General features: G+C 70.4%; 12 protein-coding genes. 6 read left to right on the forward strand and 6 right to left on the reverse strand.

From position 1 onward, the window contains the following. Positions 1-8: 8 nt before the first annotated feature. From ACZ6TB_RS29255 to ACZ6TB_RS29270, 4 genes are all read right to left on the reverse strand, one after another. Positions 9-881 carry a hypothetical protein gene (locus tag ACZ6TB_RS29255; protein ID WP_465559046.1) on the reverse strand — a complete coding sequence of 291 codons (873 nt, stop codon included), beginning with the start codon at positions 879-881 and terminating at the stop codon, positions 9-11. Continuing rightward, positions 881-1,318, reverse strand: a complete 438-nt coding sequence (locus tag ACZ6TB_RS29260; RefSeq protein WP_433298547.1) for a chemotaxis protein CheW — start codon at positions 1,316-1,318, stop codon at positions 881-883. Before ACZ6TB_RS29260 ends, ACZ6TB_RS29255 begins: the two co-directional genes overlap by 1 nt. Position 1,319: 1 nt before the next feature. Beyond that, on the reverse strand, positions 1,320-3,677 hold the full coding sequence (locus ACZ6TB_RS29265) for a chemotaxis protein CheW (RefSeq protein ID WP_465559048.1): 2,358 nt from the start codon (positions 3,675-3,677) through the stop codon (positions 1,320-1,322). A gap of 71 nt (positions 3,678-3,748) precedes the next feature. Continuing rightward, entirely contained in the window at positions 3,749-4,447 is a 699-nt protein-coding gene (locus ACZ6TB_RS29270; protein WP_020513053.1) for a response regulator transcription factor, read from the reverse strand. Positions 4,448-4,830: 383 nt separating this feature from the next. On the opposite strand from ACZ6TB_RS29270, the gene ACZ6TB_RS29275 reads away from it, so the two are divergent. After that, on the forward strand, positions 4,831-5,331 hold the full coding sequence (locus ACZ6TB_RS29275; RefSeq protein WP_465559049.1) for a CAP domain-containing protein: 501 nt from the start codon (positions 4,831-4,833) through the stop codon (positions 5,329-5,331). A 68-nt stretch (positions 5,332-5,399) separates the two neighbouring features. Next, on the forward strand, positions 5,400-6,689 hold the full coding sequence (locus ACZ6TB_RS29280) for a carbohydrate-binding protein (protein WP_465559050.1): 1,290 nt from the start codon (positions 5,400-5,402) through the stop codon (positions 6,687-6,689). 6 nt (positions 6,690-6,695) lie between these two features. Here the strand turns inward: ACZ6TB_RS29280 and ACZ6TB_RS29285 are convergent, their stop codons facing one another. Beyond that, positions 6,696-7,763, reverse strand: a complete 1,068-nt coding sequence (locus tag ACZ6TB_RS29285) for a UDP-N-acetylmuramate dehydrogenase (protein ID WP_465559052.1) — start codon at positions 7,761-7,763, stop codon at positions 6,696-6,698. 57 nt (positions 7,764-7,820) lie between these two features. Here ACZ6TB_RS29285 and ACZ6TB_RS29290 point away from each other — a divergent pair, with 57 nt between their 5' ends. The 4 genes from ACZ6TB_RS29290 to ACZ6TB_RS29305 all read left to right on the forward strand — a co-directional run bounded on the left by ACZ6TB_RS29290 (position 7,821) and on the right by ACZ6TB_RS29305 (position 11,660). Further along, entirely contained in the window at positions 7,821-8,585 is a 765-nt protein-coding gene (locus ACZ6TB_RS29290) for a maleylpyruvate isomerase family mycothiol-dependent enzyme (RefSeq protein WP_465559053.1), read from the forward strand. Positions 8,586-8,677: 92 nt separating this feature from the next. Beyond that, on the forward strand, positions 8,678-10,102 hold the full coding sequence (locus ACZ6TB_RS29295) for a GH1 family beta-glucosidase (RefSeq protein ID WP_465559055.1): 1,425 nt from the start codon (positions 8,678-8,680) through the stop codon (positions 10,100-10,102). Positions 10,103-10,106: 4 nt separating this feature from the next. Beyond that, positions 10,107-11,117: a LacI family DNA-binding transcriptional regulator gene (locus ACZ6TB_RS29300; RefSeq protein ID WP_465559056.1), complete on the forward strand. Its 1,011-nt coding sequence runs from the start codon at positions 10,107-10,109 to the stop codon at positions 11,115-11,117. Positions 11,118-11,486: 369 nt separating this feature from the next. Continuing rightward, positions 11,487-11,660 (forward strand): hypothetical protein, encoded by a 174-nt coding sequence (locus ACZ6TB_RS29305; RefSeq protein ID WP_465559058.1) that lies wholly within the window; start codon positions 11,487-11,489, stop codon positions 11,658-11,660. A 107-nt stretch (positions 11,661-11,767) separates the two neighbouring features. Here ACZ6TB_RS29305 and ACZ6TB_RS29310 read toward each other — a convergent pair whose 3' ends face one another. Next, positions 11,768-12,553: an EI24 domain-containing protein gene (locus ACZ6TB_RS29310; protein WP_465559060.1), complete on the reverse strand. Its 786-nt coding sequence runs from the start codon at positions 12,551-12,553 to the stop codon at positions 11,768-11,770. Positions 12,554-12,678 lie beyond the last annotated feature (125 nt).

The following is a 12,678-nucleotide window of genomic DNA, read 5'->3' on the forward strand; positions in this document are numbered from 1 at the left end:
CACCCCCTTCACCCGAGCCACGCCGGGCCCAGTGCGGCGACCACCGGTGCGAGCAGGCGGTGCGCGGTGGAGGTGTCCAGGAGGTCACGTACCACCAGCGCCTGCACGGCACCGCTGAGCATGTTCCAGACGCCGCCGGCCCGATCGGCCAGCGGGATGTCGGCCGTGTCCACGGCCTGTACCAACAGCATCTGCGCCGCGGCGGCGGTGCGGACCCGATCCGAGAGATACGCGGCCCAGGAGGCCGAGTGGACGGCCGGTGACCAGCCGCCCGCGTTCCGCCGCGCGTCCTCCGCCGAGGTCGCGAGCCGGGCGAGGTCCGTCGACCGCAGCGAGCGCAGCCGGTCCAGCAGGGCCGAGACCACGTAGTGGTGCGGACCCAGGTCGATCGGCGCGCCGACGGGCAGCCGGCGCATCGCCGACACCCACCCGGCGCCGAGCATCCGGCGGGTGTCGGTGTCCAGCACCTCGCGCAGATAGCTGGCGACCGCCGCGTCGCAGAGCAGCGCGGTGGCGGACGCCGCCGTCTCGCTCTGCTGGGCGTCGCGCCCGGTGCCGCTCCAGGTCCAGGCCATCACGTCGTAGCGCATGCAGGTGAGCAGCGCGTCGACCGAGCCGATCGGCGCCCGCTCGACCAGCGCGAGGCTGCCGGCCGGATCTTCCTTGGACATGCCCTTCAGCGACGGCATCCGGCGGGCCGCGCTCTCGACCTCGACCCAGAGCGGGCCGCGGACGCCCTCGTCCGGCAGCCGCTCGGCGAGCACCGGCAGGTCGGCGCTCTGCAGCCGGAGGCCGCGCAGCACCACCTCGGCCGTGGCCGACCCGCCGGCGAGGCGGGTCAGGTCGAACCCGAGGACCGGGGCGCTGACGAGGCTGTACATCAGGTCGTGGCGCGGTACGTGTCGACGGCCGCGTTGACGTCGAGCGCCAGCATCAGTCGTCCGTCCAACTTGAACGTGCCGACGACGAGCTCGCGGGTCGGGCCGCTGAGCGTGTCCGGTGGCGGCTCGAATCGCTCGTCGTCGAGGTCGACGACCTCACCGATCTTGTCGACCAGCAGGCTCACCGGCTCGCCGTCGCCGCGCAGGATCACGTTCATGACCGGGCCCTGGAGCGCCTTGCGCGCCATGCCGAGCTGGACCCGCAGGTCGACCGCGGCGATCACCTGGCCGCGGAGGTTGAACAGCCCGCCCACGGCCGGCGGCGCGAGCGGCACCGGGGTGTACTCGTTGTACGAGAGCACCTCCTGCACCGTGTGCACCTCGACGCCGAAGAGCTGACCGGCCACCTCGAACGTGGCGAACTGTCGGCTCGCCATCTCAGGCCTCCACCAGCATCTCGTCGTTCTCCAGGTCGGTGTAGAAGTTCGGGTCGGCGGCGAGGATCGCCCGGCGCACGTCGAGCAGCTCGGTCACCCGTTGCTGGATGACCGCGGTGCCGACCAGGCCGTCCTCCTCGGCGTCCCGGCGGGCGGTCGTCGAGTTCTCGGCGATGTCCACGATCCGGTCCACGACCAGTGCCACGCTCCGTCCGCCCTCGCTGTAGACGACCACCGACACGGTGTCGCCCTCCGGCTCCTCGCCGTACGCCCCGAGCAGGTGCGACAGGCGCACCAGGGGCAGGATCTGGCCGCGGTACTGGACCACCTCGCGGGAGCCGGCGTGCTCGATCCGGTCGCGCGGGAACTCCTCGAGCCGGGTGACCGTGTCGAGCGGGATCGCGACCCGGCGCTCGCCGACGGCGGTGACCAACAGGCGTTCGCCGGTGCCGCTGCTCGCGGACGCCCGGGACGAGGCCTCGAGGTTCTGCCGTTCGGCGTCGGCGGTGAGGTGACTGCGCCGGGCCAGCGACGAGACGTCCAGGATCAGGCCCACCTTGCCGTCGCCGAGGATGGTCGCTCCCGCGTACAGGCCGATGTCCTTGAATCTGCTGTTGAGGGCCTTGACCACGACTTCCTCGGTGTTCAGCACGCGGTCCACGATGAGACCGAACCGCCGCCCGTCGGCCTGCAGCACCATGATGTAGACGCCCTGATCGCCGCCGGGCTCGAGGCCGAGCGCCTTGTCCAGCCGGACCAGGGGCAGCAGCTTGCCGCGCAGGCGATAGACGGGCGCGCCCGACGCGTACTCGATCTTGGTGGAATTGCCGTCGATGAAGACCAGCTCGAGCACTGCGACCTGGGGAACCACGTAGCGCTGCTCGCCGCAGTCGACCGTCAGCGCCTGGATGATCGCGAGCGTCAGCGGAATCGTGAGCCGCCAGACCGTGCCCTCGCCGGGCGTCGAGTCGACGCTGACCGCGCCGCCGATGTTCTCGATGTTGGTCTTCACGACGTCCATGCCCACGCCACGGCCGGACACGTTGGTGACCTTGGCGGCGGTGGAGAAGCCCGGCTGGAAGACCATCGCCATGATGTCGCGCCGGTCCATGTTCGACACCTGCTCGGGACGGAGCAGGCCCTTCTCGATCGCCTTCTGCGCGATCCGGTCCACGTCCAGACCGGCGCCGTCGTCGGCGACCTCGACCGCCACATGACCACCCTCGTGGTACGCCCGCAGCGTCAGCGTGCCCTCGGGGCCCTTGCCGGACGCCGTGCGCCGGTCGGGCTCCTCGATGCCGTGGTCGACCGCGTTGCGCACGAGGTGGGTCAGCGGGTCCTTGACCGCCTCGAGCAGGCTGCGGTCGAGCTCGGTCTCCTTGCCCTCCATCACCAGCTGGACCTGTTTGCCGAGCGAGTTGCTCAGGTCCCGGACGACTCGGGGCAGCTTCGACCAGATGTGCTCGATGGGCTGCATCCGGGTCTTCATGATGCCCTCTTGCAGCTCACTGGTGATCATGCCGAGCCGCTGGGCGCTGCGGACGAGGCCGGAGTCGCCGATCTCCATCACGCCGCGGACCAGCTGGTTCCGGGCGAGGACAAGCTCGCCGACCATGTTCAGCAGGGTGTCGAGCAGGTCGACGTCGACCCGGATCGCGCTGTCCGCGATGCTCCGCTTGGGCGTCTGCGCCTGGAGGGCCTCGCTGACCGCGGCCGGCTTGGCCTTGCCCTCGTCGAGCAGGATCGTGCCGAGCTTGCGCTCGTCGCCCTCGATCTGCTGGGCGAGCGCCGAGCCGACGTCGGCGGGCTGGGCGGCGCCCTGTTCGACCAGGATCTCGCCGAGCGGCTTGCGCTGGTTCTCGACCGGGTCGGGCGCCGGGCGGGCCGGCCTCTCCTCGAGCGGCTCGGGCGTCTCGGCCGGCGTCTGCTCGGCTGCCGGCGCCGCCGGCGGGGCCTCCTCGGCGGCCTGCTCGCCCGCCTTCATCTGGGCGTTGACCTGCGCGATGATGCTGTCGATGTCGACGTTGCCCTCGGCCTGCGTCTCCTCGATCGAGGAGAGGATGGACCGGACGCCGTCGATCGTCGCCAGAAGCGTGGTGATCGTGGACGGGGTCACCGGCATGACGCCGTCGCGCAGCTTGGAGAGCAGCGACTCGCCGGCGTGGGCGAGCTTCTCGAGGCGGCTGAACGCCAGGAAACCGCTGGTGCCCTTGATCGTGTGGATCGCCCGGAAGATGCGCGAGATCAGGTCGCGCGAGTTCGGCTCCTGCTCGAGGGCGACCAGGTCACGGTCGATCTGGTCGAGGTTCTCGTGGCTTTCCAAGAGGAATTCGCCGACGATTTCACCAAGGTCTTCCACCTACGTACCTCCAACTCGGCTTCCACAGCTCTCATCGACGGGCTCTGTCATCACCTGAGAACGACTGTGATTCAGGACTCCCCGCCGGGGCGGCGGTAGCGGTAGCCGAATCCGCGAACGGACTCGATCGGTGACTCGTCGGGATCGGACCAGCCGAGCTTGCGGCGCAACCGCAGGACGGCGAACTTCACCCGTTCCTGACCGATGCCGGTCGGGTCGTCCCACGCCTGGGTCAGCAGCTGGTTGGGGCTCAGCACCGCGCCGGCGTGCCGCACCAGCGCGTTGAGCAGGCGGAACTCGGTGGGCGTGAGACGTTTCTCGTCGCCCTTGACGTAGACCCGGCGCTTGGTCGGATCGAGGTGCACCAGCCCGTCGTCGTAGACCTGGCTGGCCCAGCTGTTCTGCCCGCTGGAGGAGCGCCGGAGCAGCGCCTCGACCCGGGCCAGCAGCTCGTTGTTGGCGAACGGCTTGGTGAGGTAGTCGTCGGCGCCGCCGCGCAGACCCCGCACCTTCTCCGCCTCCTGGCCATGCGCGGTGAGCACGAGCACCGGCACGTCGGAGACGTCGCGCAGTCGCTCGAGCACCTGCCAGCCGTCCATCTCGGGCAGGCCGACGTCGAGCACGACCAGATCGGGATGCTCGGCGTATGCCTCCTTGAGGCCGGTCCGGCCGTCCCCGGCGTGCGCGACCTCGTAGCCCGCTCGGCTGAACAGCAGCCGGAGGGCGAGCGCGATGTCCGGGTCGTCCTCGACGACGAGAAGGCGACTCATCGTGTGCTCACCCTGCCCCACCCCTCGCTCGCGTCCGCGGCCGTCGGCGGACATGCCGAAGGCGGCTCAACTTTTCGCCAGAGCATCGTTCGCGCGACCGCGAGCGACGGATTACCGCGCAAACGCCACGATAGCGTGATGTCACGGCCTATTTACAGACAGTGACAGTTTAGCGGGCTATCCGCCGGGCTGGATGGTCTTCGGGCGGTCTTCGCGTTTGGGCGCGGAGGTGCCGATGAGGCCGGTGCGCACGGCCATCCCCTCAGCCTGACACTTTTGCGTAGGCCAATACCGGTTTCCGCCAAATAAGGGACGTACAGCCCGGAAAAGGGTGCGATATCCCTGGTGGGCGATCAGGCCCACTCCCGGACTCGGAGGATCAGGTGCATCGACTGCTCGCCCTGTTGGTGACGCCCACGCTGCTGTTCGCCGGCTCGCCGGCGCAGGCCAGGGTGCCGGCGCCACCACTGCCGCCGAACGCGCCGGAGTCGGCCGTCGCCCCGGCCGAGCTGATGTCCGAGGTGGTCACCATGACCAACCAGCGACGGTCGGCGAAGGGGTGTGGCCCACTCGCGGTCGACCGCGAGCTGACCCTCGCCTCCATCCGGCAGAGCCTCTACATGGCGCACACCGGCCTGTTCACCCACGTCTGGCGGGACGGAACGACCTTCGTGGCGCGCTCGCACGCGGCCGGGTACGCCCAGCCGTCCGGCGAGAACATCGCCTGGGGCTATCGCACGGCGGCCGAGGTGATGGCCGCGTGGATGGCCAGCCCCAGCCACCGGGAGAACATCCTGAACTGCGGCGCGCACTCGATCGGGACCGGCGTCGCGTACGGGATGAACGGCCTGCCGTATTACACGCAGGTCTTCGGTTGGGATTGACAGATCTCACTGCGACCTTCTATTAGTTAGGTTTACTAACACCTAACTTCCCCCGAAGAAGGTCCCCAATGCGCAGATCGCGTATCGCCACCCTGGCGGCGACCCTCACGGCCGCCGTCGGCGTCGCCGGTTTCGTCGCCGCCACCTCCCCCACCGCCCAGGCCGCCACCACGTCGCGCATCCCCGCCCACGTCTTCGCGCCGTATTTCGAGGCCTACAACGGCGACAGCCTCTCCGGCCTGTCCAGCCAGTCCGGCGACAAGTTCCTCACGCTGGCCTTCGTGCAGACCCCGTCGCCCGGCTCGTGCACGGTCTACTTCAACGGCGACACCTCGATGCCGATCGCGTCCGGCACGTTCGGCTCGGACATCGCCGCGATCCGCGCCGCCGGCGGCGACGTCATCCCGTCCTTCGGCGGGTACGCGGCCGACAACGGCGGCACCGAGATCGCCGACAGCTGCACGAACGTCGACTCGATCGCCGCCCAGCTGGAGAAGGTGGTCACCACCTACGACGTCACCCGGATCGACCTCGACATCGAGGACAACTCGCTGACCAACACGGCCGGCATCGACCGGCGGAACAAGGCGATCAAGAAGGTCGAGGACTGGGCGGCCGCGAACGGGCGGCTGGTCGAGTTCAGCTACACGCTGCCGACCACCACGGCCGGTCTCGCCGATTCGGGCCTGGCCGTGCTGCGCAACGCGGTCAGCAACGGCGCCCGCATCGACATCGTCAACATGATGACGTTCGACTACTACGACAACGCGTCGCACAACATGGCCACCGACACCCAGACCTCGGCCAACGGCCTGGTCAACCAGCTGCGGTCGCTCTACCCGTCGAAGACCACGGCACAGCTGTGGCAGATGGTCGGCATCACCGAGATGATCGGCATCGACGACTTCGGTGCGGCCGAGACGTTCACGCTGGCCAACGCCCAGACCGTCACCAACTGGGCCAAGACGCAGGGAATCCGGTCGCTCTCGTTCTGGGCGCTGCAGCGCGACAACGGGGGCTGCCCGGGCGGCGGGGCGTCGGACACCTGCTCGGGGGTGGCCCAGAGCACCTGGCAGTTCAGCCACATCATGCAGTCGTTCACGTCCGGGGGCACCACGACCACGCCGCCGACCACCACTCCCACGACACCCACAACTCCGCCGACAACGAAGCCGACGACGCCGCCCACGACGCCGCCGACCACCTCGCCGGGCTCGACCACGTGGGCGCCGTACACCGCGTACACGGTGGGGCAGGTCGTCACCTACAACGGGAAGCGTTACCAGTGCCGGCAGTCGCACACGTCGCTGCCGGGCTGGGAGCCGCCGAACGTGCTGGCGCTCTGGTTGCCGCTGTAAGCCCGATCAGAGGGTGCAGTTGATCAGGACCGGTTCGGGGTGCAGCTCGACCCCGAATCGGTCCCGCACGCCATCCCGGATGACCCGCGCGAGCGCGACCAGAGCCTCCGCCGTGCCGCCGCCGCGGTTCGTCAGCGCCAGCGTGTGCTTGGTCGAGATCGCGACACCGTCGCCCGCGTACCCCCTGGGGAATCCCGCGTTCTCGATCAGCCAGGCCGCCGGGATCTTGACCGAGCCGTCGTCGCCCGGCCAGTGCGGCGCCTCCAGGCCCAGCGACGCCCACCGGGCGGCCGACACCACGGGATTGGTGAAGAACGAGCCCACCGACCAGGTGTCCTTGTCGTCCGGGTCGAGCACCATGCCCTTCCCGGCCCGCAGCTTCAGCACCGTGTCGCGGGCCTGCCCCAGCGGCACCCGGTCGCCGGCCTCGACGCCCAGGTTGCGGGCGAGCTCGGCGTACCGGATCGGCGCCGACGCGTCGGTGACCGCCAGGCGGAAGTCCACGTGCAGCACCAGGAAGCGGTCGTTGTGCTTGAAGACGCTGGACCGGTACGCGAACGCGCACTCGATCGGCGACATGGCCCGGACGGTGTCGTGCTCGCGGTCGTAGGCGTGCACCGCCACGATCGTGTGGGCAACCTCTTGCCCGTACGCCCCGACATTCTGGATGGGCGTGGCCCCGGCCGAGCCCGGGATGCCGGAGAGGCACTCGATGCCCGAGTAACCGTTCGTCACCGCGTACGCCACGAAATCGTCCCAGACCTCGCCCGCCGCAACCCGCAGCACCACGCTCTCGGCCCGCGTCTCCACCACCCGCACGCCCCGCGTGCGCAGCAGCAGCACCTCGCCGTCGAAGCCGTCGTCGCCGATCACCACGTTGCTGCCACCGGCCAGGACGAGCACCGGGCGCCCGGCCGCCGCCGCGTTACGCACGGTAGTGACCGCTTGGTCCGATTCGGTGGCCACCGTCAGGGTGCCGGCCGGGCCGCCGAGGCGTAGCGTCGTGTACGCCGCGAGACGACTCGCGGATGTGTCGGTTTGGCGGTCGGCGCTAAGGTCAGGCACGGCGTTCACCCTAGGCTCAGGGAGCCGGGCGCACCTCATCGGCACCTCCGACTGGAGAGAAGCGGGATGAACAGGCTGCACGCGACGAAGGACTTCTGGCTCGCGGCCCTGCGGGCCGACAGCCCCGCGCTGCAGGACGCGGTGGCGCAGGCCGGGCCGACGGCCGAGGTACCGCCCTGCCCCGGCTGGACCGGCGCCGACCTGGTCGAGCACGTCACCACCCTGCTGCACTGGGTGCGCGAGACGGTGCCGCGGGGCACGACCGCGGGCCCGACCACCCGCCCGGAGCGGGACGGCGACCGGCCCGAGTGGGATCAGGCCCTCGACGAGCTGCGGCGCGAGCTGACCGGCACGATCGAGACCCTCGACGCGGTCGAGGCCGACTTCCCGGCCTGGAACTGGGCGCCGCAGGCCAAGCAGGCCGGGTTCTGGCACCGCCGGATGGCGCACGAGATCTCCATCCACCGGTGGGACGCCGAGGCCGCGGCCGGCCGGGCCACGCCGATCGAGACCAAGCTCGCGGCCGACGGGGTCGGCGAGGTGCTCGACACCTGGCTGCCCGCCGGCAAGCGGAAGGGCCCGACCGACCTGCACGGCGTCGTGCACCTGGTGGCCGGCGACTCGGGTCACGAGTGGTTCGTGCGGCTGCGCGGCCCCGGGGTGGCGCTGCTCGACACGGGCACGATCCTCGACACCGACGACCACCACGCGCGCGCCCAGGCGACCGGCACGGCGAGTGACCTGCTGCTCGCGCTGATGGGCCGTCAGCGGATGGATCGCCTGGTCGTGACCGGTGATCCTCGCCTGATCAGCGCCCTGCGTACGGGCTGACCCGTTTAAATTCGTCTTACCGGCACGTCGCGGGCCGGTTTCGGCCCCTATGATTAACCGGTTAAGTTGACACACCAGGAAGCGGGGAACGCATGACGGCAACCGTCACGTCCACGTCGGCGCAGCCGGCCCTCGCCGGGATCACCTTCCCCGACGGCTTCATCTGGGGCGCGGCCACCGCGTCGTACCAGATCGAGGGCGCGGCGCGGGAGGATGGTCGCGGCCCGTCCATCTGGGACACCTTCTGCCGTACGCCGGGAAGGGTCTTCGCCGGTCAGACCGGCGACGTGGCCTGCGACCACTACCACCGCTACGTCGACGACGTGGCGCTGATGGCGGATCTCGGTCTCGCGTCGTACCGGTTCTCGGTCGCCTGGCCGCGGATCCAGCCGGACGGCACGGGCCCGGTGAACGTGAAGGGGCTGGACTTCTACGACCGGCTCACCGACGAGCTGCTCGGCAAGGGCATCGACCCGGTGGTCACGCTCTACCACTGGGACCTGCCGCAGACGCTCGAGGACCTGGGCGGCTGGACCAACCGTCTCACGGCCGAAGCGTTCGCCGAGTACGCGCGGATCGTCCACGCCCGGCTCGGCGACCGGGTCGGCACCTGGACCACGCTGAACGAGCCGTGGTGCTCGGCCTACCTGGGGTACGCCAGCGGCCGGCACGCGCCCGGCAAGCAGGACCCGGCGGCGGCCTTCGCGGCCGTGCACCACCTGCTGCTCGGCCACGGCCTGGCGGCACGCGCCCTGCGCGACGCCGGCGCCCGCAGCGTCAGCATCACGCTCAACCCGTCGGTCGCCTTCCCGGTCGACCCGGACAGCGCCGCCGACCGCGAGGCGGTGCGGATCATCGACGGCCTGTCCAACCGGATGTTCCTCGACCCGCTGCTCAAGGGTCAGTACCCGGCGGACATGCTCGCGCACATGGCCCGGTTCACCGACCTGTCCTACATCCAGGACGGCGACCTGGCGACCATCAAGGCCCCGATCGACGTGCTGGGGATCAACTTCTATCAGCCGGCGTACGTGTCGGCGAAGCCCGGAACGCCGGCGGCGCCCGACCAGCCCGGCAGCGAGGGCATCGCCTACCGTGACCCGGACGGTCCGGTGACCGACATGAACTGGCTGATCGAGCCGTCCGGACTGACCAGCATCCTCAAGCGGATCCACGACGACTACGACGGCATCCCGATGCTGATCACCGAGAACGGCGCGGCGTACCCGGAGGGACCGGCCGAGGACGGCGACGTTCACGACACCCGTCGCATCGAGTATCTCGACGGCCACCTGCGAGCCTGCCATGATGCCTTGGCGGCCGGCGTCGATCTGCGCGGGTACTTCGTGTGGTCGCTGATGGACAACTTCGAGTGGGCCGAGGGGTACGCGAAGCGCTTCGGGATCGTGCACGTCGACTACGCGACGCAGAAGCGCGTTCTCAAGGACAGCGCGAAGTGGTACCGGGAGGTGATCCGCCGCAACGGCATCGCCGACCCGGGAGAGAGCGAGGGGTGACCTGGTGGTGACGCGGGAGCGGCCGACCCTGGAGGCGGTGGCGCGACGCGCCGGAGTATCCAGGGCGACCGTCTCCCGCGTCGTCAACGGCTCGACATCGGTGGCCGCCTCGATCCGCGAGGCGGTCAACCGGGCCGTCGAGGAACTGGGCTACGTGCCCAACCAAGCGGCCCGGAGCCTGGTCACCCAGCGCACCGAGTCGATCGCGCTGATCCTGCCGGAGACCGCTAACCGCGTCTTCTCCGACGACCTCTTCTTCCCGGCGATCATCCGCGGCGTGGGCGGCGAGCTCGAGGCCGCCGACAAGCAGCTGGTGCTGATGATGGCGGGCTCGGCCAAGAGCCACGACCGCGTCGAGAGGTACGCGGTGGCCGGCCACGTGGACGGCGTCATGTTCGCCTCGATGCACGGCGCCGACCCGCTGCCCGGGACGCTCGTGCGGCTCGGCATCCCGGTCGTCTGCAGCGGTCGCCCGATCGGCGCGGCCGCCGTGCCGTACGTCGATGTGGATCATTTCGGGGGTGTCTGCTCGGCCGTACGCCATCTGGTCACCGCCGGCCGCCGCCGGATCGCCACCATCGCCGGCCCGCAGGACATGGTGGCCGGCATCGACCGCCTGGCCGGCTACCGCACCACCCTCGAGGAGGCCGGCCTCGCCCAGCACGTGGCGGTCGGCGACTTCACCCGCGAGTCCGGGATCGTCGCGATGCGCTCCCTGCTCGCCGACGACCCGGCCCTGGACGCGGTCTTCGTGGCCTCCGACATGATGGCCCACGGCGCGCTGCTGGCCCTGAAGGACGCCGGCCGCCGGGTGCCGTCCGACGTCGCGGTGATCGGCTTCGACGACTTCGAGATAAGCCGCTACAGCGAGCCGCCGCTCACCACCGTGCGCCAGCCGATCGTCGAGATGGGCCGCACGATGGCCCGGCAGCTGCTGGGCCTGATAAACGGCGAGCCCCACCTGGCCGACGCCGTGGTCCTGCCGACCGAGCTGGTAATCCGCGAATCGGCCTGACCGGGCCGTCTCTTCGCGCCCGCCGCTTCGGCCGCCGTTTCGCCTGCCGCTTCGCCCGCCGTTTCGGCCGCCGCTTCGGCCGCCGCTTCGCCCGCCGAAAGCGAACATCCCGCGTATCCGACCGAAGGCCGCCCGACCCGGATCGCCATCAACCACAACGGCTTCGAGGCCAAGCACGTCGGGCGCACCGCCGACGGTGGCCAGTTCTTTCTGACCAGGCCGTTCGACCCGGAGACCGCGCGAAACTTCGTCGCGCTGTACCTCTTCGACTCCGACGGCCGCTTTCGTACCGCCAAGATCGACGCCTTCTCGGAGAACGACGCGGCCGCGTCGAAGGTCTACCGGGCGAGGCTCCGAGAGCTCGGCACGGTGAAGTTCGACCGCATCGAGGTCGAGCCGTTCACGGTGGAGCGCTTCGGCCTGAGCTTCGGACTGATCGTCGAGCCGCCCGCGGACAGCGACGCCATCTGGTGGGTCACCGCCGAGCCGGGCGACTACATGGCCTTCGCCCCGCCTTGGGATCTCGGCGACTACGACACCTGACACCCGGCCGACGACCCACCCCCACCCGTTCTGGGTGGGGGTGGAGTAAAGCAGCAGCCTCTGACACTTTTCCGCCGCCATCCACAGGCGGGCGAGCATTCCGACGCTTACTGACGCGCCAGGCTCGGCGACGGGCGCTCCTCGATCGGCTGGCCCAGCACCGACCGAGCGAGCAGCGTCGCCCCCGCCACCGCCGCCGGCATCAGCAGGACGGCGCCCAACGGGATCAGGAAGCAGCAGAACACCGCGACGCCGAAGCCGAGCGTCTGCGGACGGTTGGTCTTGAGCGCCGCGCGGCGGCCGGCCAGGCGGTGGCCGCGGCGCTGGAACGGCACGCCGGTGAGCTCGACCGCGAGCAGCCAACCGCCGACCAGGGCGCCCAGCACCGGGATCACGGTCTGCCCGACGAACGGCAGGAAGCCCAGCAGGAACAGCGGGATGCCGACCAAGATGGACAGTCCGATCAGGCGGACCGAGTCGACCAGGCCGCGCCGCAGCGACTGCCAGAACGTCACCTCGACCTCGCCCGGCACGCCGCCGAAGCGGGCCTCGACCAGCTCCGAGATCTTCTCGTAGAACGGGTCGCCGATCAGCAGCGTCACCGCCGTGAAGGTCAGGATGCCGAGCAGCGCGAACGTGCCGAGCAGCCCGACGCCGCCGAGGATCTGCATGACGTCGCGCCAGCCCTGCGGCCAGTCGTCGGCGAACCAGGTGACGCCCCGGGACAGCCGCGGCAGGAAGTCGATCAGCGCGGCGAGGGCGCTCGCGTAGAGCACACCGGCGATCACGGCGGGCAGCAGGCCGAGGCCGAGCAGCTTGGGGCTGCGCAGAACCAGGACCAGGCCGCGGCCGAGCAGGGTCACGCCGAGCAGGAACTGGCGAACTGCGGTCACGACCAGGCAGCTTAGGGCCTACGCGCCAGCGAAGCGCGGCCGAAGCGCGGCCGAAGCGCCACCGAAGCGCCACCGAAGCGCCACCGAAGCGCCAGCGAAGCGCGGCCGAAGCGCCACCGAACCGC

The organism is Actinoplanes sp. NPDC051537 (assembly GCF_055586105.1).